Annotated in this window: 21 protein-coding genes; 7 read left to right on the top strand and 14 right to left on the bottom strand. The window is 71.3% G+C overall.

Features of this window, described 5'->3' with window-relative positions; translation table 11 throughout:
• Positions 1 to 581: 581 nt before the first annotated feature.
• A complete protein-coding gene (locus ABD999_RS36170; RefSeq protein ID WP_345483114.1) occupies positions 582 to 1,169 on the bottom strand; it encodes an HAD family hydrolase in 588 nt (195 codons plus the stop codon).
• Positions 1,170 to 1,288: 119 nt separating this feature from the next.
• On the opposite strand from ABD999_RS36170, the gene ABD999_RS36165 reads away from it, so the two are divergent.
• Positions 1,289 to 2,731, top strand: coding sequence for a glycosyltransferase family 39 protein (locus ABD999_RS36165; protein ID WP_345483113.1), 1,443 nt, complete (start codon positions 1,289 to 1,291; stop codon positions 2,729 to 2,731).
• A 3-nt stretch (positions 2,732 to 2,734) separates the two neighbouring features.
• Here the strand turns inward: ABD999_RS36165 and tyrS are convergent, their stop codons facing one another.
• Positions 2,735 to 4,000, bottom strand: a complete 1,266-nt coding sequence (gene tyrS / locus ABD999_RS36160; protein WP_271280541.1) for a tyrosine--tRNA ligase — start codon at positions 3,998 to 4,000, stop codon at positions 2,735 to 2,737.
• 177 nt (positions 4,001 to 4,177) lie between these two features.
• Between tyrS and ABD999_RS36155 the strand changes: the two genes are divergently transcribed.
• Positions 4,178 to 4,486 (top strand): PH domain-containing protein, encoded by a 309-nt coding sequence (locus ABD999_RS36155; protein WP_219543298.1) that lies wholly within the window; start codon positions 4,178 to 4,180, stop codon positions 4,484 to 4,486.
• On the opposite strand, the gene ABD999_RS36150 is transcribed toward ABD999_RS36155, so the two are convergent.
• From ABD999_RS36150 to argC, 9 genes are all read right to left on the bottom strand, one after another.
• Positions 4,426 to 5,184, bottom strand: coding sequence for a DNA-3-methyladenine glycosylase (locus ABD999_RS36150; RefSeq protein WP_378525347.1), 759 nt, complete (start codon positions 5,182 to 5,184; stop codon positions 4,426 to 4,428). The genes ABD999_RS36155 and ABD999_RS36150 overlap by 61 nt on opposite strands.
• 8 nt (positions 5,185 to 5,192) lie before the next feature.
• Positions 5,193 to 6,590: an argininosuccinate lyase gene (gene argH / locus ABD999_RS36145; protein WP_148034516.1), complete on the bottom strand. Its 1,398-nt coding sequence runs from the start codon at positions 6,588 to 6,590 to the stop codon at positions 5,193 to 5,195.
• A gap of 67 nt (positions 6,591 to 6,657) precedes the next feature.
• The gene (locus tag ABD999_RS36140) at positions 6,658 to 7,857 is read right to left on the bottom strand and encodes an argininosuccinate synthase (protein ID WP_271279867.1); all 1,200 of its coding nucleotides are present in this window, start codon (positions 7,855 to 7,857) and stop codon (positions 6,658 to 6,660) included.
• 42 nt (positions 7,858 to 7,899) lie between these two features.
• A complete protein-coding gene (locus ABD999_RS36135; RefSeq protein WP_148031225.1) occupies positions 7,900 to 8,406 on the bottom strand; it encodes an arginine repressor in 507 nt (168 codons plus the stop codon).
• The gene (gene argF, locus ABD999_RS36130; RefSeq protein ID WP_148031224.1) at positions 8,403 to 9,344 is read right to left on the bottom strand and encodes an ornithine carbamoyltransferase; all 942 of its coding nucleotides are present in this window, start codon (positions 9,342 to 9,344) and stop codon (positions 8,403 to 8,405) included. Before argF ends, ABD999_RS36135 begins: the two co-directional genes overlap by 4 nt.
• The gene (locus ABD999_RS36125) at positions 9,341 to 10,510 is read right to left on the bottom strand and encodes an acetylornithine transaminase (RefSeq protein ID WP_271279868.1); all 1,170 of its coding nucleotides are present in this window, start codon (positions 10,508 to 10,510) and stop codon (positions 9,341 to 9,343) included. Before ABD999_RS36125 ends, argF begins: the two co-directional genes overlap by 4 nt.
• Positions 10,510 to 11,376, bottom strand: a complete 867-nt coding sequence (gene argB, locus ABD999_RS36120; protein ID WP_148031222.1) for an acetylglutamate kinase — start codon at positions 11,374 to 11,376, stop codon at positions 10,510 to 10,512. The genes ABD999_RS36125 and argB overlap by 1 nt, the downstream gene beginning before the upstream one ends.
• Positions 11,373 to 12,524 (bottom strand): bifunctional glutamate N-acetyltransferase/amino-acid acetyltransferase ArgJ, encoded by a 1,152-nt coding sequence (gene argJ, locus ABD999_RS36115; protein ID WP_271279869.1) that lies wholly within the window; start codon positions 12,522 to 12,524, stop codon positions 11,373 to 11,375. Before argJ ends, argB begins: the two co-directional genes overlap by 4 nt.
• Entirely contained in the window at positions 12,521 to 13,558 is a 1,038-nt protein-coding gene (gene argC, locus ABD999_RS36110) for an N-acetyl-gamma-glutamyl-phosphate reductase (protein WP_378525348.1), read from the bottom strand. Before argC ends, argJ begins: the two co-directional genes overlap by 4 nt.
• Before the next feature lie 202 nt (positions 13,559 to 13,760).
• Between argC and ABD999_RS36105 the strand changes: the two genes are divergently transcribed.
• The 4 genes from ABD999_RS36105 to ABD999_RS36090 all read left to right on the top strand — a co-directional run bounded on the left by ABD999_RS36105 (position 13,761) and on the right by ABD999_RS36090 (position 17,675).
• Positions 13,761 to 15,422 carry a class I adenylate-forming enzyme family protein gene (locus ABD999_RS36105; protein ID WP_148031219.1) on the top strand — a complete coding sequence of 554 codons (1,662 nt, stop codon included), beginning with the start codon at positions 13,761 to 13,763 and terminating at the stop codon, positions 15,420 to 15,422.
• A 166-nt stretch (positions 15,423 to 15,588) separates the two neighbouring features.
• The gene (locus ABD999_RS36100; RefSeq protein WP_271279871.1) at positions 15,589 to 15,993 is read left to right on the top strand and encodes a hypothetical protein; all 405 of its coding nucleotides are present in this window, start codon (positions 15,589 to 15,591) and stop codon (positions 15,991 to 15,993) included.
• Between the two features lie 22 nt (positions 15,994 to 16,015).
• The gene (locus ABD999_RS36095; protein WP_271279872.1) at positions 16,016 to 16,372 is read left to right on the top strand and encodes a nuclear transport factor 2 family protein; all 357 of its coding nucleotides are present in this window, start codon (positions 16,016 to 16,018) and stop codon (positions 16,370 to 16,372) included.
• A gap of 172 nt (positions 16,373 to 16,544) precedes the next feature.
• Positions 16,545 to 17,675, top strand: coding sequence for a hypothetical protein (locus ABD999_RS36090; RefSeq protein WP_271279873.1), 1,131 nt, complete (start codon positions 16,545 to 16,547; stop codon positions 17,673 to 17,675).
• Positions 17,676 to 17,761: 86 nt separating this feature from the next.
• Here ABD999_RS36090 and ABD999_RS36085 read toward each other — a convergent pair whose 3' ends face one another.
• A complete protein-coding gene (locus ABD999_RS36085) occupies positions 17,762 to 17,995 on the bottom strand; it encodes a hypothetical protein (protein WP_148031215.1) in 234 nt (77 codons plus the stop codon).
• A gap of 73 nt (positions 17,996 to 18,068) precedes the next feature.
• Here ABD999_RS36085 and ABD999_RS36080 point away from each other — a divergent pair, with 73 nt between their 5' ends.
• A complete protein-coding gene (locus ABD999_RS36080) occupies positions 18,069 to 18,677 on the top strand; it encodes a Uma2 family endonuclease (protein ID WP_271279471.1) in 609 nt (202 codons plus the stop codon).
• A 41-nt stretch (positions 18,678 to 18,718) separates the two neighbouring features.
• On the opposite strand, the gene ABD999_RS36075 is transcribed toward ABD999_RS36080, so the two are convergent.
• A complete protein-coding gene (locus ABD999_RS36075) occupies positions 18,719 to 21,274 on the bottom strand; it encodes a phenylalanine--tRNA ligase subunit beta (RefSeq protein ID WP_271279472.1) in 2,556 nt (851 codons plus the stop codon).
• The gene (gene pheS / locus ABD999_RS36070; protein WP_246639256.1) at positions 21,274 to 22,314 is read right to left on the bottom strand and encodes a phenylalanine--tRNA ligase subunit alpha; all 1,041 of its coding nucleotides are present in this window, start codon (positions 22,312 to 22,314) and stop codon (positions 21,274 to 21,276) included. The genes ABD999_RS36075 and pheS overlap by 1 nt, the downstream gene beginning before the upstream one ends.
• Positions 22,315 to 22,322: the final 8 nt, after the last annotated feature.

The raw sequence follows: 22,322 nt of genomic DNA, 5'->3' as shown, positions 1-22,322 counted from the left end.
CTCTCCATAAAATGAATTTGAATCCCAACCAAAAAGGAATCCGTCACAGAAATACATGACGGGGTTGTGCATCATGCACTGGCTTTTAACACACTGTTGAGTTCTCAAGAAACGGACGCGTACACCCGCACCGAAGATTATCTCCTCAGCGCCAGGGGCGCACATCTGCTCTTCTCTACCGTATCAGCTGGCCCGATATCCGGTCAAATCCGTTTATCGGTTCATCTGATCAAGATTTTGGCAGTCCCCGGAACTTACCGTGTCATCCTGCGCCTGTCGAATCAACCGATTTATTCGGTGATCACGCCGGACGCCCGAGACAACCCGATCAAGAGCGCATTGCAGCGCTCCGGCCGAGTGGCTTGTTCTCAAGGGACTCTGCCCTGGGGCCCGTCCGCCTGACCGGCGTCCGGCTCACTCCCGGGGCGAGTTATGAGGTTAGGTCGCGATCCGCCAGACGTCAAATCACACGCCGGACGGCCGGCCGGGCTGTCGTCCTCGCGCCACAGCGATGTGGTGCTGAAGGAAGCGTTCTCATCCCCCGAAGCCACCACGCCATGCGTCGGAGGGACACGGACCCGCTAACGGATGAGGGCGCGGACCTGGTCCGGTGAGGTGAACAGCTCGGCCGGCATCCCCGCCGCCCGCGCCCCCGCCACGTTGACCTCGTTGTCGTCGAAGAACAGCGCGTCCCGCGGAGCCACCCCGAGCCGCGCCGCGCAGATCTCGTACGCCCGCGGGTCCGGCTTGGCGACCCCGATCCGGCACGAGTACGTCAGCGCGTCGAACCGCCCCAGCCAGTCGCCGTGGTTGCGTTCCCGCACCGGCACCAGGTCTTCGCTGATGTTCGACAGCAGCCCCAGCTTGACCCCGCGGTCGGCGAGCTCGTGCACCAGCGCCACCATTTCCTGATCCACCTGCGACCAGCTCTCCAGATCGGCCGCCGTCAGGGCCGCCACGTCGGCGAACTCCACTCCCAGCCGCTCGCCGACCGCCGCCCAGTACGCACCGGTCTCCTGCCCGGCGTCGTAGGCGGGCCGGCAGCCCCAGTAGGCCTCCCAGAACGCCTCGGCGGAGACCCCGCCCAGGTCCACGAGCTGCTGCTTCGCCTCGTCCGTCTGGGTCCGGGCGATGACACCGTACAGATCGAAAACGATTACTTGATTCATGCATCAGAGCCTATGCGCCGTATTCTTCACCGATGATCTCTGCCGCCACACTTGCCCCTGATGCCCCGACAGTTCCGCGACAGAGTCGCACCCGTGGCAGGCCGTACGCGGAGGGGGTGATGGCCGCGCTGGCCGGTGGGGTGGCGTTCAGCGGGTCGGGCGCGGCGACGCTGAACGGCGACGAGCTGGCCACGATCAGTGCCGCCACCCGCTCGCTGGCCGGGCTGTGGGAGCTGGTCCAGCACATCGACGGCCATTTCCTGCCCTACTACCTGTTCATGCACGTGTGGGCGCTGGCGGGCACGGCGGAGCTGTGGCTGCGGCTGCCGTCGGCGCTGGCGATCGGCGCGGCGGCGGGCCTGCTGGTGGCGCTGGGCAGGCGGCTGCACAGCACCCGGGCGGGGGTGACGGCGGCCGCGCTGCTGGCGGCGCTGCCGTCGGTGTCGTACTACGGGGCGTTCGCGCGACCGTACGCGTTCGCCGCGGCCGCGGTCGTGCTGTCGTTCTGGGCGTTGCACCGGGCGCTGGAACGCTCCGGCACGCGCCGGTGGGCGGCGTACGGCGCGACTGTGGCGCTGGTCTGCTGCACGCACCTGTTCGCGGTGCTGGTGCTGCCGGCCCATCTGCTGCTGATCCGGCGGGAGACGGCGGCGCGGATGCTCGCGGCGCTGGCGGCGGGGTGCGTGCCCGCCGTGGTGCTGGGCCTCGTCGGGTACGGGGAGCGGCACGCGATCAGCTGGATCCCGCAGCGTGGCCCCGACGTGCTGCTGAAGTTCCCGAAGATGGCGGCGGGGGCGGCCGAGGCCGGGGTGCTGCTGTTCGTGGTCGCGCTGGCCGGGGCGGCGCTGCTGGGGCTGTCGCGGCGGGCGGCCGGGCCGCGGGGCGCCGCGAGCACGGGTCTCCCGCCCTGGCGCTGGGCGGGCGCGCTGCTGGGGTGGCTGGTGCTGCCGCCGCTGCTGCTGCTCGCGGTGTCCCACCTGGTCACGCCGGTGTACGTGGATCGCTACCTGTTCGTGACGGCACCGGCGCTGGCCCTGCTGGCGGGGCTGGCCGCCGCGCACGCCGGAAGCAGGCGGGTGTCCGTGGCCGCCTGCTGGGCGCTGGTCGCGGCCTGCCTGGCGGCGGGAACGTACCAACATGCGGAGATCCGGGATGAGAACGGGCGGTTCGAGAACTTCCCGTGGGCCATCTCGCGGATCCAGGCCCGGCCGGGCGACGCGATCGTGTACGGGCAGAGCCAGGTGCGGTCCGGGTTCGACTACTACGGCCCCGCCTACTACGGGCTCGACCGGTACGGGGACGGCTCGATGCCGGAGGACGTGCTCCGGCTCGGCCACGACCCGTCGCCGACCGGCTTCGGCTACCGCGAGCGGAGCGCCGTCGCCGGCGCGCTGCGCGGGCGCGAGCGGGTGTGGGTGGTGTGGCGCGGCACCAAGGCCGCGGGCGACCGTCTGGCCCGGGTGCGGGAGGTCGAGGAGGCCGGGTACGAGCGGGAGGGCTCGTGGCACTCGGCCGACCTGCCGGGCATGACGGTCGCCCTCTACACGAAGGCGGGCGGCTGAGGGTCAGCCGACCTCGACGCCGCCGACCGACTTCTTGCCGCGCCGCAGCACGAGGAAGCGGCCGTGGAGCAGGTCGGCGGCGGCCGGGACGTACGCCTCATCCGTGATCTTGGTGTTGTTGAGGTAGGCGCCGCCCTCCTTGACCGCCCGGCGGGCGGCCGACTTGGACTCGACCAGCCCGCTGTCGGCCATGAGGTCGACCAGCGACGCGCCGAGCCCGGGCACGGTCGCCTTCGGCACCTCGGCCAGCGCCGCCGCCAGGGTGGAGGCCGGCAGCTCGTCCAGCGAGCCCTGGCCGAACAGCGCCTTGGACGCCGCCACCGCCGCGGCCAGCTCCTGCGGGCCGTGCACGAGCGTGGTGAGGTCCTCGGCGAGCGTCCGCTGCGCCTCGCGGGCGAACGGCCGGTCGGCGACGGCCTTCTCCAGGTGCTCGATCTCCTCCCGGGAGCGGAAGGTGAACACCTTGAGGAAGCGGATCACGTCGCGGTCGTCGGCGTTGAGCCAGTACTGGTAGAACGCGTAGGGCGTGGTCAGCGCCGGGTCGAGCCAGACGGCCCCGCCGGCGGTCTTGCCGAACTTGGTGCCGTCGGCCTTGGTGATCAGCTTGCCGGTGAGGGCGTGCACGTGGGCGCCCTCGACCCGCCTGATCAGGTCGACGCCCGCGGTGATGTTGCCCCACTGGTCGCTGCCGCCGAGCTGGAGGGTGCAGCCGTGGCGACGGTAGAGCTCCAGGTAGTCGTTGGCCTGCAGGATCTGGTAGCTGAACTCGGTGTAGCTGAGTCCTTCGCCGCCGAGCCTGGCCGAGACCGACTCGCGGGCGAGCATCCGGTTGACCGGGAAGTGCTTGCCGACGTCACGCAGGAAGTCGATGGCCGACAGCTCGGCGGTCCAGTCGAGGTTGCTGACGAGCGTGGCCGCGTTGGGGCCCGGCTCGAACGACAGGAACTTCTCCACCTGGACCCGGATCCGCGCCACCCACTCGGCCACCACGTCACTGGTGTTGAGCGCCCGCTCGGTGCTGCGGCCGCTGGGGTCGCCGATCAGGCCGGTGGCGCCGCCGACCAGGCCGATCGGCCGGTGGCCCGCACGCTGGAAACGGGTCAGGATCAGCAGCGTGGCGAGGTTGCCGACGTGCAGCGACGGTGCGGTCGGGTCGAAGCCCGCATAGACCGTGATCGGACCCTTCGACAGCGTTTCGCGCAGGGCGTCGGTGTCGGTGGTCTGCGCGGTCACGTCGCGCCATTCGAGCTCATCGAGGATGTCGGTCACGATGCTGACTTTCCTGATAGATGGTGAGTGGGTACAGCGTGCCTGATCGCGGCCGGACGCCGCCACTTGGATAATGTCGGCCCCATGTGGAAGGTCCGTCGTGAACTGGCCGTTTTCAAGATCTTAGGGGCTCTGGCGTGCGCGGGGCTCGCAGCGTACTGGTATGCCGACGGTGACGTGCCAGGAGTGGTCCTCGCGGTGCCGGCGGCGGTGCTGCTGGGCGGGATGGGGTTGCGCGACATACTGGCCCCGGTGCGGCTGGCGATGGACGAGAGCGGCATCACGGTGGTGCACGGTTTCGCGGGCAGGCGGCACGTGCCGTGGGACGCCATCCGGGACATCGAGGTGGACGTCCGCAGGCGGTGGGGCCTGCGCAGCGAGATGCTGGAGATCGACACCGGCGACCATCTGCACATCTTCAGCGCTCACGACCTCGGCGCCTCGCCCACGGAGGTGGCCGCGGCGTTGCGCCGCCGCGGCATGTGAGCGCGGTACGGGGAGACGGTCGGATCCCCGTCGACCCAGAACCGCCACGGGGTGTCCTTGGCCGTCGAGATCCCGGTGCGCGGGCCCGACCTGATCGCTCCGGGCTCCGGCGGGCGGCCCTCCAGGACCACCGCCGACCCGGCGGGCCACACCGGCGGGCCGTCGGCCTGCGGCGCCGCGCTGATCAGGCGGTCGACGGCGGGGATCGCGCCGGGCGGGCCCTCCCAGACGGCGTCGACGCCGTTGTGCTCGCGCAGCAGACCGAGCGCCACGGCCAGCCTGGCCGGCCCCCGGCCGAGGTCGCGGTCGGCCACCGGCCTGGGGCCGCCGTCGCCCGCGGGCGCTCCCCTGCCGGACCGCCGGGACCGGGCCAGGCCGACGCCGCCGACCACCTCACCGGCCCGCAGCAGCACCGCCGAGCCCTGGTCCTCGGGCAGGCAGACGAGGTTGGCGCAGAAGTGCATGCCGTAGGTGAAGTACACGTACAGGTGTCCGGGCGGGCCGAACATGACCGCGTTGCGCGCCGTCTTGCCGCGGTAGGTGTGGGCCGCGGGGTCCTCGCCCGGCCCGCCGTACGCCTCGACCTCGGTCAGGCGTACGGCCACGCCGCCGTGCACGATGAGGCGCCCGAGGAGGTCGGGCGCGACCTCGTGGGACGGCCGGTCGAAGAAGGCCCGCGGCAGCGGGGCCGTGCTCAGCACCCCGCTCAGGAGCCGGCCGCCCAGGCCGCCTGGGCGTCGACCGCCTCGCGCAGTGCCACGAGCTGGTCGCGGACGCGGTCGGGGGCGGTGCCGCCGTGGGCCTTGCGGGCGGCGAGCGCGCCCGGCACGTTGAGCACGTCGCGCACGTCGGGCGTCAGGTGCGGCGAGACCTTGACCATCTCGTCGTCGGTGAGGTCGCCGAGGTCCTTGTCGTTGACCTGGCACCACACCACGAGGTGGCCGACCGCCTCGTGCGCCTCGCGGAACGGCACCCCGCGCCGCACCAGCAGCTCGGCCAGGTCGGTGGCGAGGGCGAACCCGTCGGGCGCCGACGCCTCCATCCGGGCGGTGTTGACCCGCATGGTCGAGACGAGGCCGGCCATCGCGGGCAGGACCAGCAGCAGGGTGTCGACCGAGTCGAACACCGGCTCCTTGTCCTCCTGCAGGTCGCGGTTGTAGGTGAGCGGCAGGCCCTTGAGCGTGGTCAGCAGCGCCATCAGGTTGCCGATGAGGCGTCCGGACTTGCCGCGGGCGAGCTCGGCCACGTCGGGGTTCTTCTTCTGCGGCATGATCGACGAGCCGGTGGAGTAGGCGTCGTCCATCTCGATCCAGCGGAACTCCTGCGAGGCCCACAGGACGATCTCCTCGCCCAGCCGGGACAGGTGGGTGCCGATCAGGGCCGCGGCGAACAGGAACTCGGCCGCGAAGTCACGGTCGGCGACCGCGTCCATCGAGTTGGGCGCGGCCGAGTCGAACCCGAGCTCCTGCGCCACCGCCTGCGGGTCGAGCGGCAGCGACGAGCCGGCCAGCGCGCCGGAGCCGAGCGGCGAGACGGCCGCCCGCTTGTCCCAGTCGGTGAGCCGGTCGACGTCGCGGGCGAACGCGTGCACGTGCGCGAGCAGCTGGTGGCCGAACGACACCGGCTGCGCGTGCTGCAGGTGGGTCATGCCGGGCGCGGCCGTCTCGGCGTGCTGCCCTGCCTGCTCCATCAGCGCCGTCTCCAGCTCGACCAGCCGGGAGACGATCGTGCGGGCGTGGTCGCGGAGGTAGAGACGCAGGTCGGTGGCGATCTGGTCGTTGCGGCTGCGGCCGGCCCTGAGCTTGCCGCCGAGCGAGCCGAGCCGCTCCAGCAGGCCGCGCTCCAGCGCGGTGTGCACGTCCTCGTCGGCGACGGTGGGCCGGAACTCGCCCTCCTTGCAGGCGCGCTCCAGGTCGTCGAGCGCGCCGATCATGCGCTGCAGCTCCTCGGCGCTCAGCAGCCCCGCCCTGTGCAGCACGCGGGCGTGCGCCCTGGACGCCGCCAGGTCGTAGGGCACCAGCCGCCAGTCGAAGTGCACGCTCACCGACAGCCGGGTCAGCGCGTCGGACGGGCCCCCTTCGAAACGCCCGCCCCACAGCCGCATCGGCTTGCCATCACTCACCGTCTTCTCCTCAGCCTTCACCGCACGTCCTCCGCGACCTTAGTGCACTTCACCCCTGCTTCGCGTCGCGAGCCGCCGCGATCTTCGAAGGCAGGCTGAACAGTTGTACGAAACCCTTGGCCAGCGACTGGTCGAACGAGTCGCCGGTGTCGTAGGTGGCGAGCGAGAAGTCGTACAGCGACTGCTCGGAACGCCGGCCCGTGACCGTGGCGCGGCCGCCGTGCAGGGTCATCCTGATGTCACCGCTGACGTACCGCTGCGCGTCGGCGATGAGCGCGTCGAGCCCGCGCTTGAGCGGCGAGTACCACAGCCCGTCGTAGACCAGCTCGCTCCACCGCTGGTCGACGCCCCGCTTGAAGCGGGCCAGGTCGCGCTCGACGGTGACGCTCTCCAGCTCCAGGTGCGCCGTGATGAGCGTGATCGCGCCGGGCGCCTCGTACACCTCGCGTGACTTGATGCCGACCAGCCGGTCCTCGACCATGTCGATGCGCCCGACGCCGTGCGCGCCGGCCCGCCGGTTCAGCTCGTCGATGATCTCGTACGGGGTGAGCGGGCGGCCGTCGAGCTTGACCGGGACGCCCCGCTCGAAGGTGATGACGACCTCGTCGGGCTCGCGCGGCACGGCGGGGTCGGCCGTGTAGGCGTAGACGTCCTCGCTGGGCGCGTTCCAGATGTCTTCCAGGAAGCCGGTCTCGATGGCGCGGCCCCACAGGTTCTGGTCGATCGAGAACGGGTTCTTCTTGGTGGTCTCGATGGGCAGGCCCCTGCGCTCGGCGTACTCGATCGCCTTGTCGCGGGTCCAGGCGAAGTCGCGGGCCGGGGCGACCACCTTGAGCTCGGGGGCCAGCGCCGCCAGCCCGGCCTCGAAGCGGACCTGGTCGTTGCCCTTGCCGGTGCAGCCGTGGGACACGATCGTGCCGCCGAGCTGCTTGGCCGCGGTGACCAGGTGCTTGACGATGAGCGGGCGCGAGAGCGACGACAGCAGCGGATAGCGGTCCATGTAGAGGGCGTTGGCCTGGAGCGCGGGCACGCAGAAGTCGGCCGCGAACTCCTCCCTGGCGTCGACCACCACGGACTCGACGGCGCCGCAGTCCAGGGCGCGCTCGCGGATGGCCTTCATGTCCTCGCCGCCCTGGCCGAGGTCCACCGCGACGGCGATGACCTCGGCGTTCATCTTCTCGGCGAGGAACGGGATGGCCACCGACGTGTCCAGGCCCCCGGAGAACGCCAGGACCACTCTCTCCGTCATTGCTCTGTCTCCATCGATTGCGATAAAGCGTGATAATTCGGTCTAAGTGCGCCGGTCTGCCGCCTTCAGCAGCGCCTCCGCGAGAGCCGGCCCGCCCTGCGGGTCTCGGCTGATGACCAGGATCGTGTCGTCACCCGCGACGGTGCCGAGAATCGACTCCCAGTCGGCGTGGTCGATGGCGGAGGCGAGGAACTGGGCCGCGCCCGGCGGAGTCCTGACGATGACCAGGTTGGCCGAGGCGTCGGCGCTGACCAGCAGCTCCTCCGCGATGCGGTGCAGCCGCGCGGCCGGGGACTCGCCGGTGCCGAGCCTGGCCAGCGGGATCCGCCCGCCGCCCTCACCGGGCAGCGCGTACACCAGCGAGCCGTCCTCGGCGCGCAGCTTGAGCGCGCCCAGCTCGTCGAGGTCGCGCGAGAGCGTGGCCTGGGTGACCTCGACGCCGCTCTCCGCCAGCAGCTTGGCCAGCTCCGGCTGGGACCGGACCGGCTGGCGCTGGAGCAGGTCGGTGATCTTCGCCTGCCGGGCCGCCTTGGTCATCGGGATCGTCATGGTCTGGTCACCAGCCAGTGGAGCAGCGCCTTCTGCGCGTGCAGCCGGTTCTCCGCCTGGTCCCACACGGCGCTGCGCGGGCCCTCCAGGACGTCGGCGGTGATCTCGTTGCCGCGGTAGGCGGGCAGGCAGTGGAGCACGACCGCGTCGCCGTCGGCGTGTGCCAGCAGCTCGGCGTTGACCTGGTAGGGCATGAGATCGCGGACCCGGTCGTCCTTGCCGTCCTGGCCCATCGACACCCAGGTGTCGGCCGCCACGACCTGCGCCCCCTGAACGGCGGCGACCGGGTCCGAGACGGACACCACGGAACCGCCGGTGGTGGCGGCGATGGCCGCGGCCCTGGCCAGGACCACCGCGTCGGGCTGGTAGCCGACCGGGGCGCCGATCCGCACGTGCATACCGGCGGTGGCGCCGCCCAGCAGGTAGGAGTTGGCCATGTTGTTGGCGCCGTCTCCCACGTACGCGAGTGTCAGCCCGGCGGTGCGGCCCAGCCGCTCGCGCACCGTCTGCAGGTCGGCGAGGATCTGGCAGGGGTGGAACTCGTCGGTGAGCGCGTTGACCACGGGCACCGCGGAGTTCGCCGCCATGGTCTCGATCAGCTCCTGGCCGCTGGTGCGCCACACGATGGCGGCCACCTGCCGATCGAGCACGCGGGCGATGTCCTCGACCGGCTCGCCGCGGCCCATGAGGGTGGAGACGCCGTCGACGATCAGCGGCAGGCCGCCCAGCTCGCCGATGCCCACGTGGAAGGAGACGCGGGTCCTGGCCGACGGCTTGTCGAACAGCACCGCCACGGTCTTGGGCCCCTCGAACGGGCGGTGGCCGAAGCGGTCCTTCTTCATCTCCGCCGCCAGGACGAGCACCTCTTCCTGCTCGGCCGGCGAGAGGTCGTCGTCCCGCAGAAAGTGCCTGACGTCCGCGTTGTTTCCTGCGGTCACTGGCTCGCCTCCGTGAGAATGTTCGGGAACGCGGCGGTGAAGGCGTCCACCTGGCCGGCCGTCACGACCAGCGGCGGCGCGATCCGCACCGCGTCCGGCTGCACGGCGTTGACGAGGAAGCCCGCATCCTGCGCCGCCTTCTGCACCTTCCCCGAAACGGGCTCGGCGAGCACGGCGGCCAGCCACAGGCCGCGTCCGCGCACCCCCTTCAGCAGCGGGTGCGCGATGGATTCGAGACCGCCGCGCAGCCGCGCGGCGACCTCGTTGACATGGCCGAGGTCCACGTTGTCGAGCACGGCCAGGGCCGCGGCGCAGGACACCGGGTTGCCGCCGAAGGTCGAGCCGTGGTCGCCCTTCTCGAACAGGGTGCCGGCCTCGCCGAATCCGACGCAGGCGCCGATCGGCAGCCCGCCGCCCAGCCCCTTGGCCAGGGTGAGGATGTCGGGGGTGAAGCCGTCGGCCTGGTGGGCGAACCAGTGGCCGGTCCTGCCGATCGCCGACTGGATCTCGTCGGCGACCAGCAGCGCGCCGGTCGCGTCACAGATCTCGCGGGCCGCCGCCAGGTAGCCGTCGGGCGGCGGCACCACGCCGGCCTCGCCCTGCGTCGGCTCCAGGAACACCACCGCGCAGTCGCCGGTCACGGCCTCCTTCAGCGCGTCCGCGTCCCCGTACGGGACGAACCGGACGTCGACCGGGAAGGGGCCGAACTGGTCGCGGATGGACTTCTTGCCGCTCAGCGACAGCGCGCCGATCGTGCGGCCGTGGAAGCCGTTCTCGGCCGCGACGAAGTAGGACCTGCCGGTGCGCTTGCCGTACTTGACCGCGAGCTTGTAGGCGGCCTCGTTGGCCTCGGTGCCGGAGTTGGCGAAGAAGACCCGGGCGGGCGCGCCGAGCAGGCCGGTCAGCCTCTCGGCCAGCAGCACCTCGGGCTCGTGCAGGAACAGGTTGCTGGTGTGGGCGATCGTCGCCACCTGCTTCGACACCGCCTCGACCAGCGCGGGGTGGGCGTGACCGAGCGAGACGACCGCGATGCCGGCGATGAAGTCGAGATACTCCCTGCCCTCGACGTCCCACACGCGGGCGCCCTCGCCCCTGGCCAGCGCGACCGGGGGGACGCCGTAGTTGGGCATGAAGACCTGCTCGAACCGCTCGTACAGGCTACTCATCAGGGCACCACCATGGTTCCGATTCCTTCGTTGGTGAAGATCTCCTGCAGCAGCGAGTGGGGCACCCTGCCGTCGAGCACGTGGGCCTGCGGGACGCCGTTGCGCACGGCGGTCAGGCAGGCTTCCATCTTGGGCACCATGCCGCTGGACAGCGTGGGCATCAGCCGCTCGAGCTCGGCCGCGTCGATCTCGTCGATGACGTCGGTGTCGTCCGGCCAGTTGGCGTACAGGCCCTCGACGTCGGTGAGGACGATGAGCTTGTCGGCCTTGAGCGCCACGGCCAGCGCTGCGGCCGCGGTGTCGGCGTTCACATTGTAGATTTCGCCGTCGGCGCCGCGGGCGATGCCGGACACGACCGGGACGCGCCCGTCGGCCAGCAGCGCCTCGACCGTGCCGGGCTCGACCTTGACGATCTCGCCGACCTGGCCGATGTCGACCGGGCTGCCGTCGACGATGGCGCTCTTGCGCTCGGCGGTGAACAGGTGGGCGTCCTCGCCCGACAGGCCGACCGCGAACGGGCCGTGGCGGTTGATCAGGCCGATGATGTCGCGGCCGACCTGGCCGACCAGCACCATCCTGACGACCTGCATGGCCTCAGGGGTGGTGACCCGCAGCCCGGCGGTGAACGTGGACTCGATGCCCAGCTTGTCGAGGTGGGCGTTGATCTGCGGGCCGCCGCCGTGCACCACGACCGGCCGCAGCCCGGCGTGGCGCAGGAAGACGACGTCCTCGGCGAACGACTCCTTGAGCGCCTCGTCGGTCATCGCGTTGCCGCCGTACTTGATGACGACGGTCGCGCCGTGGAAACGCTCCAGCCACGGCAGGGCCTCGATGAGCGCGGCCGCCTTCTCCTGCGCGTCCCTCATGTCGAGTACGCCGAGTTCTCGTGGACGTACTCGGCCGTCAGGTCGGTGGTGTGCACCGTGGCGGTGTGCGGGCCGGCCGACAGGTCGACGGTGATGGTGACGTCGCGCGGGCGCATGTCGACCTTGTCGCGGTCGTCGCCGACGGCGCCGCCGCGGCAGATCCAGATGCCGTTGATGGCCACGTTGAGCCGCTCGGGCTCGAACTCGGCGTCGGTGGTGCCGACCGCGGACAGCACCCGGCCCCAGTTGGGGTCCTCACCGTGGATGGCGCACTTGAGCAGGTTGGAACGGGCGACCGCGCGGCCGACCTTGACCGCGTCGTCCTCGGAGGCGGCGCCGACCACCTCGATGGAGATGGCCTTGCTGGCGCCCTCGGCGTCGACGAGGAGCTGCCTGGCCAGGTCGGCGCAGACCTCCGTCACCTTCTGCTCGAACTCCGCCAGGTCCGGCCTGACCCCGGCGGCGCCGCTGGACAGCAGCAGCACGGTGTCGTTGGTGGACATGCAGCCGTCGGTGTCGAGCCGGTCGAACGTCGTGGACGTCGCCCTGCCCAGCACCGAGCCCAGCTCCTCGGCGGTCAGCTCGGCGTCGGTGGTGATCACGCAGAGCATGGTGGCCAGGGCGGGGGCCAGCATGCCGGCCCCTTTGGCCATCCCGCCGACCATGTAGCCGGCGCCGCGCTTGAAGGAGATCTTGGACACCGTGTCGGTGGTGCGGATGGCGTCGGCCGCGTTGAGCCCGCCGTCGCGGGACAGCTTGGCGGCTGCCTGCTCCACGCCGGACAGCACCGCGTCCATCGGCAGCCGCTCGCCGATCAGCCCGGTCGAGCAGACCGCGATCTCGCCGGCGGAGTCGTCGAGCAGCGCGGCCGCCTTCTCGGCGGTCGCGTGCGTGTCCTGGAAGCCCTCGGGGCCGGTGCAGGCGTTGGCGCCGCCGGAGTTGAGCACGACCGCCCGTAGCCGCCCGCCTCGCAGGACCTGCTGCGACCACAGCACGGGCGCCGCCTTCACCCTGTTGGCGGTGAAGACGCCTGCGGCGGCGCGGCTGGGCCCGTCGTTGACGACGAGGGCCAGGTCGCGGGCGCCGCCGGACTTGATGCCGGCGGCCACGCCCGTGGCCCGGAAGCCTAGGGGGGCGGTCACGCTCATGGAGCTACTCCATTCGTGGGGAGACCGAGCTCTTCTGGCAGGCCGAGGGCGAGGTTGGCGCTCTGGATCGCGCCTCCGGCCGTGCCCTTGGTGAGGTTGTCGATGGCGATGACGGCCAGCACGCGGCCCGCCCGCTCGTCGAGCGCCACCTGCAGGGCGGCGGTGTTGGCGCCGTAGGTCATCGCGGTGGCGGGCCAGACGCCCTCCGGCAGCAGCGTCACGAACGGTTCGGCGCGCAGCGCCTCCTCGTACGCCTCGCGCAGCGCGGCCCCGGTGAGGCCGGGCGCGGCCGGGGCGGTGCAGGTGGCCAGGATGCCGCGGCTCATCGGGGCGAGCGTGGGCGTGAAGGAGACCCTTACCGGGACTCCCGCGGCCGCGCTCAGCCCCTGCTCCATCTCGGGGGTGTGGCGGTGGACGCCGCCGGCGCCGTAGGCGCTGACCGAGCCGATGACCTCACTGCCGAGCAGGTTGGGCTTGAGCGACTTGCCGGCGCCGCTGGTGCCGCTGGCGGCGACCACGACGACGTCCGGCTCGGCCAGGCCCGCGGCGAACGCGGGCGTCAGCGCGAGCAGGACCGAGGTGGGGTAGCAGCCGGGCACCGCGATGCGGCGGGCGCCCTTGAGCACCTCGCGCTGGCCGGGCAGCTCCGGCAGCCCGTAGGGCCAGGTGCCCGCGTGCTCGCCGCCGTAGAACTCCTGCCAGGCGGCCGCGTCGGCGAGCCGGTGGTCGGCGCCGCAGTCGACGACCAGCGTCTCGTCGCCGAGCCTGGCGGCGATGGCCGCCGAGTGGCCGTGCGGGAGCGCGAGGAAGACCACGTCGTGGCCGGCGAGCGTCTCTGGCGTGGTGTCTTCGATGATCCGCCCGGCCAGCGCCGGCAGCTGCGGCTGGTGGGCGCCGAGCGGGCTGCCCGCGCTGGAGGCGGCGGTGAGCGCGCCGATCTCCAGTCTCGGGTGGCCGAGCAGCAGGCGGAGCAACTCGCCGCCCGCGTAGCCGCTGGCTCCGGCGACCGCTGCTCTCATGCCTGCCTCCTGCATAGTCATGCATCTTACCTCATGGATTTGCTTTTTAAGAGGATGCACCGCAGGGGATGAACATGCAACCCGTAGACCGTATATCGGGACGGTGACGGAACGCGCACGGCCACGGATAATCCCCGGTGAATCACGGTCTAGCGCTACGTACCTACCGGTCGGTACTGTGATGTATCCGACAGCCGTCCAGCGGGAGTACTGCGTAATGACCCTTTCGCACGCCCAGGTGGAAGCCCAGCTCACCGGACCCGGACAGCTCTTCGAGATGGAGGAGATCGGCGGCACCGGCATTCGGACGTGGAAGCACGCACCCGCCCACTTCCGCGTGCTGCTGGAGAACAGCCGGTGGCACGGCGACAAGGTCTTCCTCGTCTACGAGGACGAGCACATCACCTTCGAGGACCACTACCGGCGCGCCGCCACCCTCGCCACCCGCCTCGCCGACGACTACGGGGTGCGCAAGGGCGACCGGGTGGCGGTCGCCATGCGCAACTACCCCGAATGGTCGATCGCCTTCTCCGCGGCGCTCGCTGCGGGCGCCGTCGCGGTGCCGCTGAACGCCTGGTGGACCGAGCCCGAGCTGGCGTACGGGGTGAGCGACTCCGGCGCGAAGGTGATCATCGCCGACGACGAGCGGGCCCCCAGGCTGGCCGGCACCGGCGTGCCGCTGATCGTCGCCAGGGGCGCGGCGCCCGAGGGGGCGCGGACGTTCGACGAGGTGCTCGGCGAGGTCAGAGCCGACGTGACGCTGCCCGAGGTGGAGCTCTCCCCCGACGACCCGGCCACCATCTTCTACACCTCCGGCACCACCGGGCGGCCCAAGGGCGCGCTCGGCAGCCATCGCAACCTGGGCCAGTCGCCGATGACCGTCGCCTACGGGCTCTACCGCGCCAGCGCGCTGGCCGGCAAGGACCCCGGGGAGGCCACGGCCGTGCGGCGGGTGACGCTCCTGACGGTGCCGCTGTTCCACGTCACCGGCTGCTTCTCGGCGCTGACCACGACCCTGTTCAGCGGCGGCGGCCTGGTGCTCATGTACAAGTGGGACCCGGGCCAGGCGCTGAAGCTGATCGAGCGGGAGAAGGTCAGCGCCATGATCGGCGTGCCGACCAACGCCTGGCAGCTGATGTCCCACCCCGACTTCGCCAAGCACGACCTGTCGTCGCTCAACACGCTCGGCTACGGCGGCGCGCCCGCCCCGCCCAGGCTGCTGGAGCGCATCACCGAGAACCTCCCCGCCCGCGCCGCGTCCAACGGCTACGGCATGACCGAGACGACCGCGCTGGCCATCGGCAACGGGGGCGCCGACTACCAGGCGCACCCCGACAGCATCGGCAGGCCCTCCCCCGTGGTCGACGTGCGCGTGGTCGACCCGATGAACAACGAGCTGCCGCCCGGCGAGGTCGGCGAGCTCTGCGTGCGCGGCCCCAACGTGATCCTGGGCTACTGGAACAAGCCGGAGGCCACCGCCGAGACGTTCGTCGGCGGCTGGCTGCACACCGGCGACCTGGCCAAGATCGACGAGGACGGGTTCGTCTACATCGTCGACCGGGCCAAGGACATGGTGATCAGGGGCGGCGAGAACGTCTACTGCGCCGAGGTGGAGGCCGCGCTGTTCGAGCACCCGGCCGTGGACGACGTCGCGGTGATCGGCGTGCCGCACGACGAGCTGGGCGAGGAGGTGGGCGCGGTGATCCGCCTCGCCGCCGGCGTCCCGGCCACCGGCGAGGAACTGCGGGCGTTCCTCGACGGGCGGATCGCCGCGTTCAAGGTGCCGCGCCACTTCTGGTTCCGGGAGGGCGAGCTGCCGCGCAACCCCGGCGGCAAGATCCTCAAGACCCACCTGCGCCGGGAGGTGCTCGGCGCCTGACGACGCCCGAAGCGGCCCGCCCTCGACCGGCGGGCCGCTTTTTTCATGACATATCACCAGGTCAGCATGTCTGCACCAGATCGCATTACCTTCCACGTAATCGCGTGGCCTATGTGCTCGCTGGCACCGTTGCGGGTGTCGGAACGAACACCTAAGGAGACGCGAGATGAGCACCCCCACCAGCGCCACTACCGGCCGCGCGAGCTTCCTGCGGCTCGTGCTCGCCGCGGACGCCGTCGTCACAGGGGTCAACGGCCTGGCCTACCTCGCCGCCGCCGGCCTTCTGAGCGACCTGCTCGGGCCGGACGCGGGCCCGCTGCGCGGGATCGGGATCTTCCTGCTCGCGTACGGGGTCGCCGTCGGTCTCCTCGCGGGCCGCCGCCAGGTCAGCGAGGCGGGCACCCAGGTCGTGATCGGTCTGAACGTCGTCTGGGCACTGGCAAGCATCGCCGCCGTCGTCACCGGTCTCCTCGCGTTCACCACGATCGGCGCGGTGTGGGCGATCCTCCAGGCCCTCGTGGTCGCCGGGTTCGCCGTGCTGCAGATCGCCGGTCTCCGCAAGCTTCGCTAACCATCTGAAAGGCTGATAAATCATGACGAACCTCGTCGAGCGTTACGTGGCCGCCTGGAACGAGACCGACCCCGCCGCCCGCGCCAAGGCCGTGGCCGGCGTCTGGACCGAGGACGCGACGTACACCGACCCGCTGGCGGACGTGGCCGGGCACGCCGGCATCGCCGCCGTCATCGAGGGCGCCCAGGGGATGTTTCCCGGCCTGGTCTTCACCCCCGGCGAGCTGTACGACGCCCACCACGGCATCGCCCGCTTCACCTGGCACCTCGGCCCGGAGGGCGGGGAGCCGGTGGCGACCGGCTTCGACGTGGTGGAGCTGGCCGAGGACGGGCGCATCAGCAAGGTGCTCGGCTTCCTGGACAAGGTGCCGGCCGCCTGACCCTCCTCCCCCCATGGCCCCCGCCCCGGCGGGGGCTTCCGCTTGCCGCTCCGATGTTTCCACGGATGGTCATGGACTTGTCAGGTGGAAGTCAGTAAAGATCTAACTTGCAGCTTTAGCGTGATTTGCGCTCAAGAAAGATCAAAGAAGGGTACGTAACGTACACATGCGGGTGGCAAACGCACTACTCACGGCAGTCCTGGCTTCGGCCCTCGTCACCAGCGCCTCCGCCGCCCACGCGGCGGCGCCGCGCCCCGAGTTCCCCGCGGAGGTGTACGGCGGCGCCTGGCAGGCGGGTCACGTGCAGGGGATCGCGGTGGACGAGAAGAAGGGCTTCATGTACTTCTCCTTCACCAACCTGCTCGTCAAGACCGACCTGTCCGGCAAGCCCGTCGGCTCCGTCACCGGCTTCACCGGCCACCTCGGCGACCTCGACTTCAACCGTCAGGACCGCCGGGTGTACGGGTCGCTGGAATACAAGGACGCGCAGGCGTTCTACATCGCCATCTTCGACGTCGACCGCATCACCAGCCTCGGCATGGACGCCGAGACCTCCGACGTGGTGACCGCCGTCTACCTCAAGGAGGTGGTCGACGACTACAGCGCCGACATGAACGGCGACGGCGTCTTCGACGGCAACGTGGCCAACACCCCCGACCACCGCTACGGCTGCAGCGGCATCGACGGCGTCGCGTTCGGCCCCGAGTTCGGCAAGCGGCACGGCAAGCAGAAGCTGACCGTGGCCTACGGCGTCTACTCCAACACCGCTCGCCAGGACAACGACCACCAGGTGCTGCTCCAGTACGACATCACCAAGTGGCGCAAGTACGAGCGCCCTCTCACCCAGAGCGCCCCGCACACCTCCGGCCCGGCCAAGGTCGACGGGAAGTACTTCGTCCGCACCGGCAACACCCGGTACGGAGTCCAGAACCTGGAGTACGACGGCCACACCGGCAAGTGGCTGATGGCCGTCTACAAGGGCGCCAAGCCGCAGTTCCCCAACTACTCGATGTTCACCGTCGACGGCGCCACCCGCCCGGTGCGCGGACCGATCGAGGGACAGCCCCAGCCGGAGCAGGGCGACCTGCTCACGCTCGCGCCCGAGGGCCTGCACCACGAGGCGTCGGGCGTCCGCGGCTGGGAGTCCTCCGGTGAGTACGGCCTGGCCTCGCTGGACGACGGCCGCTTCTACCTGGTGGACGCCGGCACCGTGACCGAGGACGGCGTCACCAAGCAGACGGCCCACTCCCGCCTCCACCGCTGGACCGGCAGCACCCCGACCCCGTTCGAGCGCCTCCCCTAGCCATCCGGGACAGGGCTCCCGACCGGCGAAGCCGGGGAGCCCCCGGCGCGGGCCCCGCCACCGCAGCGGCGGGAGCCCGCGCCACATCAGCCCTCCTCGCGCCACCCCTCGAACCGCTCGGTCAGCTCGTCCACCTTGGCCAGGCTCTCCCCGGCGAGCCCCTCCACGACGACGAGCCACTGCGCGTCCTCCGCGTCGTCCTCCCCCGCCAGCGTCTCCCGCACCACCCGCGGCACGCCCAGGCCCGGGAACCACTCGCCGAGCGTCGCCGCGACCTCCTCGGCGTCGTCCCGCTCAGAAAAGATCAGCAACTGCCTCATGAACGGCATTCTGGCAGCAGGCGAGAGCACGCGTTCACGAACAGTGAGCGGGGTACGTTGCTAACGTAAGACCATGACGGCCGAAGCGGTGAGCATTCCCATGGCGCCAGAGTCCTCGCTGCCCGACTGGATCTTCCCTCCCCCCGAGGGGTTCACGGCAGAAGACCTCGATCACCTTCCGCATTTGCCTGCGCACACGGAGTTGATTGACGGAAGCTTGGTCTTCGTGAGCCCGCAGCTAGACTTCCACACCTCGACGATCTACCTGTTGGAGGCCGGTCTGCGCCGTGCTGCTCCGAAGGGCTACCGCGTGCGCCGCGAGATGAGCGTCAAACTCGGTCCCAGACAGCGCCCGGAGCCGGATCTGATCGTTCTCAAGCCCGGCGCCGACGTCCGTTCCTCAGCCACCTACTACCCGGCCGGCGACGTCGCCCTCGCCGTCGAAGTGGTGTCCCCCGAGTCCGAGGAGCGCGACCGCAAGCGCAAGCCCCTGCTCTACGCGGAGGCGGGCATCCCCCACTTCTGGCGGGTCGAGAACGACTCCGGCAGGCCTGTCGTCTACGTCTACGAACTCGACCCTGCCACCCGCGCCTACGTGCCCACGGGTATCCATCACGACCGCGCCAAGGTGACCGTCCCGTTCGACATGGACATCGACCTCGCCGAGATCGACTCGATCTGACCGAAAAGGGCCGGTACGAACCCGTACCGGCCCTTGACGCGTCAGGCAGAGCGCAGCTGGGCGCCGACGCGGTCGGCGGCGAGCGCCACGGCGGCGTCGCGGGCGGCGGAGATCTCCTCGGCCGTCAGCGTGCGGTCGGGGGCGCGGAAACGCATCGCGTACGCGAGCGACTTGTTGCCCTCGCCCACCTGGGCACCGGCGTAGACGTCGAACAGCCGCACCGACTCCAGCAGCTCACCCGCGCCGTCGCGGAGCGCCGCCTCGACGTCGGCCACCGGGGTGAAGTCGGGCACGATCAGGGCGACGTCCTGGGTGGCGACCGGGTAGGCGGAGATGGACGGAGCCTGGGCCGGGCCGCGCATGGCCGTCTCCAGGCGGGTCAGCTCCAGCTCCAGCGCGGCCGTGCGCGGCGGCAGCCCGTAGGCCTCGATGACCCGCGGGTGGAGCTCGCCCGCGTGGCCGACGAGCAGGTCGCCGAGGTAGAGGGCGGCGCACCGGCCCGGGTGCCACGGCTCGTGCTGGTCGGCCACGACCGACAGCTCCAGCCCGGCCTCGGCCGCGACGATCCGTCCGGCCTGCACCGCGTCGGCCCACGACGCCTGCCGGCCCGCGCCCCACCAGCCGGAGCGCTCGAACTCGCCGACGAGCACCACCGCGACCCGCCACGGCTGGTCGGGCAGCGCCGCCTCGATCGAGGCCAGCTCCTCCTCGGTGGGCCGCCGCTCGACGCCGAGCACGGGGGCCGCCTCGGGCGCCCCCTCGCGCGGCCGGTAGACGGCGCCGGCCTCGAACAGGGCCACGTCGGCGAAGCCGCGTCCGACGTTGCGTACCAGGGTCTTGAGCAGCCCGGGCAGCAGCGTGGTGCGCATCAGCGGCTCGTCCTCGCCCAGCGGGTTGGCCAGCCGCATCGCGCGGCGGCGGGCGTCGTCGGCGGGCAGCTGCAGCCGGTCGAAGTCGTCGGCGCTGATGAACGGGTAGGCCAGCACCTCGGCGTAGCCCGCTTCGGCCAGCGCCCGGCCGACCCTCCTGCGCAGCCGCTGGCCCTCGGTGAGCCCTGCCCCCGCGGGGGCGCTGGGCAGCACGGACGGCAGCCGCTCGTACCCTTCCAGCCGGATGACCTCTTCGGCGAGGTCGCTGGGGTCGGTGAGGTCGGGCCGCCACGACGGCGGGGTCACCGTGATCATGTCGTCGCCCTTGACGGCCAGCCTGGCCGCCAGCTCGCCGCCGGTGACCACGCCGGTCGGGTCGACGCCGCCCTCGCGCACGGCCGGGTCGTCGCCGTCGACCACGACGCAGCCGATCTGCTCCAGCCTGCGCACGACGGTCTCTTTCGCGTACGGCATGCCGGCGATGTCACCGGGGTGGGCGGCGGGGATCGACACGCGGGCGGGCCTGACCTCGACCTCGGCGTGCGTGACCCCGGGCACGATGGTGGCGCCGCCCAGCTCGGCCAGCATGCTCACGGCCCGCCAGGAGGCGACGAGCGGCAGCTCACGGTCGACGCCGCGCTCGAACCGCTTGGACGCCTCGGAGACGAGGTTGTGGCGGCGGGACTCGCGCGAGATGCCGGTGGCCGAGAAGTGGGCGGCCTCGATGACGATCTCGGTGGAACCGTCGGAGATCTCGGTCTCCAGGCCGCCCATGGTGCCGGCCATGGAGATCGGCCCCGACTGGTCGGTGATGAGGATGTCGTCCGGGTCGAGGTCGCGCACGACGTGGTCGAGCGTCTCCAGCCGTTCGCCCGGCAGCGCGCGCCGCACCACGATCTCGCCGGTGAGCTTGTCGGTGTCGAAGGCGTGCAGCGGCTGGCCGAGCTCCAGCATGAGGTAGTTGGTGATGTCGACGGCCAGCGACACCGGCCGCATGCCGGCCCGGATGAGCCGGGTGCGCATCCACAGCGGGCTCTTGGCCTCCGGGTCGAAGCCGGTGACCTGGCGCAGCACGAACCGGTCGCACGCGGTCGGGTCGTCGATGTAGGCCGGCCAGGCCCGGCTGGTGTGCTCGGGCGGCCGCACGTCGGCGGGGTCGCGGAACGCCGCCCCGAACGCGATCGCGACCTCGCGGGCCACGCCCCGGATCGACAGCGCGTAGCCGATGTCGGGGGTGATCTCCAGCTCGATCACGTCGTCGCGCAGGCCGAGCAGCTCCACCACGTCGGCGCCGACGGGGGTGCCGGCGGGCAGCACCATGATGCCCGCGTGGTCCTCGCCCAGGCCCAGCTCGCGCTCCGAGCAGATCATGCCCTCGGACAGGCGGCCGTAGGTCTTGCGGGCGCCGACCTCGAACCCTCCGGGCAGCACGCCGCCGGGCAGCACCACGGGGACGCGGTCGCCGACGGCGAAGTTGGTGGCGCCGCAGACGATCTCGCGCGGCGTCGGCTCGCCGACCTCGACCCGGCAGTGGCGGATCGGCTTCTTGAAGCCGGTCAGCTCCTCGATCTCCAGCACCTCGCCGACGACGACGTTCTTGACGTCGTGGCCGTGGGAGGCGATGGACTCCAGCTTGAGCCCGGCGGCCGTGAGCTTGTCAGCCACCTCTTGGGCGGTGACCGCCGGGAGATCGACATACTCCCGCAGCCAGGAAAGCGGGACCCTCATCAGATCTCCATTCCGAACGGGAGCGTGAAGCGCACGTCTCCCTCGATCATGTCGCGCATGTCCTCGGCGTTGTGGCGGAACATCAGCGTCCGCTCGATGCCCATCCCGAAGGCGAACCCGGAGTAGACCGACGGGTCGATGCCGCAGGCGACCAGCACCCGCGGGTTGACCATGCCGCAGCCGCCCCACTCGATCCAGCCCTCGTTCTTGCAGGTGCGGCAGGGCGGGTTGCCGGGCACCGCCGAGGCGCCGCGGCAGACGAAGCACTTGAGGTCCATCTCGGCGGACGGCTCGGTGAAGGGGAAGTAGTTGGGCCGGAACCTGGTGGTGATGCCCTCACCGAACATGACCTCGGCGAACCGGTCGAGCGTGCCCTTGAGGTGGGCCATGGTGAGGCCCTTGTCGACGGCCAGGCCCTCGGTCTGGTGGAAGACCGGGGTGTGGGTGGCGTCGAGCTCGTCGGTGCGGAACGTCTTGCCGGGCGCGATCGCGTAACACGGCGCGCCGCGCTCCAGCAGGGCGCGGATCTGCAGCGGCGAGGTCTGCGTGCGCAGCACCATGCCCGAGTCGGTGGAGCCGACGAAGAACGTGTCGTGCTCGGAGCGGGCCGGGTGGTCCTTGGCGATGTTGAGCGCCTCGAAGTTGAACCACTCGCCTTCGAGCTCGGGGCCTTCGGCCACCTCGTAGCCCATCGCGACGAACGTGTCGGCGATGCGCTCCTGCAGCGTGGTCAGCGGGTGGCGGGCGCCGCGCGGGCGGCGGTCCCACGGCAGGGTGACGTCGACGGTCTCCTCGACGAGCACCCGGGCGTCGCGCTCGGCCTCCAGCTCGGCCTGCCGGGCGGCCAGCGCCTCGGCGACGGCTCTGCGGGCGGTGCCGACCCGCTTGCCCGCCTCGGCACGGGCGGCGGGCGGCAGGGCGCCGATCTCGCGGTTGGCCAGGGCGAGAGGCGAGCGGTCGCCGGAGTGCGCCAGCCTGGCCTGCTTGAGTGCGTCGAGGCTGCCGGCCGCCTTGATCGCCGCGATGGCGTCGGCCTCCATCCGGGACA

Source organism: Nonomuraea ferruginea, from assembly GCF_039540635.1.
GTDB lineage: Bacteria > Actinomycetota > Actinomycetes > Streptosporangiales > Streptosporangiaceae > Nonomuraea > Nonomuraea ferruginea.
This window is presented reverse-complemented; position numbering and strand designations above follow the sequence as displayed.

Excerpts from the sequence above, each read along its gene's own strand:
- ABD999_RS36170 (WP_345483114.1), bottom strand. The coding sequence starts at position 1,169 with ATGAATCAAGTAATCGTTTTCGATCTGTACGGTGTCATCGCCCGGACC.
- ABD999_RS36165 (WP_345483113.1), top strand. The coding sequence starts at position 1,289 with ATGGCCGCGCTGGCCGGTGGGGTGGCGTTCAGCGGGTCGGGCGCGGCG.
- argH (WP_148034516.1), bottom strand. The coding sequence starts at position 6,590 with ATGCGGCTGTGGGGCGGGCGTTTCGAAGGGGGCCCGTCCGACGCGCTG.
- ABD999_RS36140 (WP_271279867.1), bottom strand. The coding sequence starts at position 7,857 with ATGACGGAGAGAGTGGTCCTGGCGTTCTCCGGGGGCCTGGACACGTCG.
- ABD999_RS36135 (WP_148031225.1), bottom strand. The coding sequence starts at position 8,406 with ATGACGATCCCGATGACCAAGGCGGCCCGGCAGGCGAAGATCACCGAC.
- ABD999_RS36125 (WP_271279868.1), bottom strand. The coding sequence starts at position 10,510 with ATGAGTAGCCTGTACGAGCGGTTCGAGCAGGTCTTCATGCCCAACTAC.
- argB (WP_148031222.1), bottom strand. The coding sequence starts at position 11,376 with ATGAGGGACGCGCAGGAGAAGGCGGCCGCGCTCATCGAGGCCCTGCCG.
- argJ (WP_271279869.1), bottom strand. The coding sequence starts at position 12,524 with ATGAGCGTGACCGCCCCCCTAGGCTTCCGGGCCACGGGCGTGGCCGCC.
- argC (WP_378525348.1), bottom strand. The coding sequence starts at position 13,558 with ATGCAGGAGGCAGGCATGAGAGCAGCGGTCGCCGGAGCCAGCGGCTAC.
- ABD999_RS36105 (WP_148031219.1), top strand. The coding sequence starts at position 13,761 with ATGACCCTTTCGCACGCCCAGGTGGAAGCCCAGCTCACCGGACCCGGA.
- ABD999_RS36100 (WP_271279871.1), top strand. The coding sequence starts at position 15,589 with ATGAGCACCCCCACCAGCGCCACTACCGGCCGCGCGAGCTTCCTGCGG.
- ABD999_RS36095 (WP_271279872.1), top strand. The coding sequence starts at position 16,016 with ATGACGAACCTCGTCGAGCGTTACGTGGCCGCCTGGAACGAGACCGAC.
- ABD999_RS36085 (WP_148031215.1), bottom strand. The coding sequence starts at position 17,995 with ATGAGGCAGTTGCTGATCTTTTCTGAGCGGGACGACGCCGAGGAGGTC.
- ABD999_RS36080 (WP_271279471.1), top strand. The coding sequence starts at position 18,069 with ATGACGGCCGAAGCGGTGAGCATTCCCATGGCGCCAGAGTCCTCGCTG.
- ABD999_RS36075 (WP_271279472.1), bottom strand. The coding sequence starts at position 21,274 with ATGAGGGTCCCGCTTTCCTGGCTGCGGGAGTATGTCGATCTCCCGGCG.
- pheS (WP_246639256.1), bottom strand. The coding sequence starts at position 22,314 with ATGGAGGCCGACGCCATCGCGGCGATCAAGGCGGCCGGCAGCCTCGAC.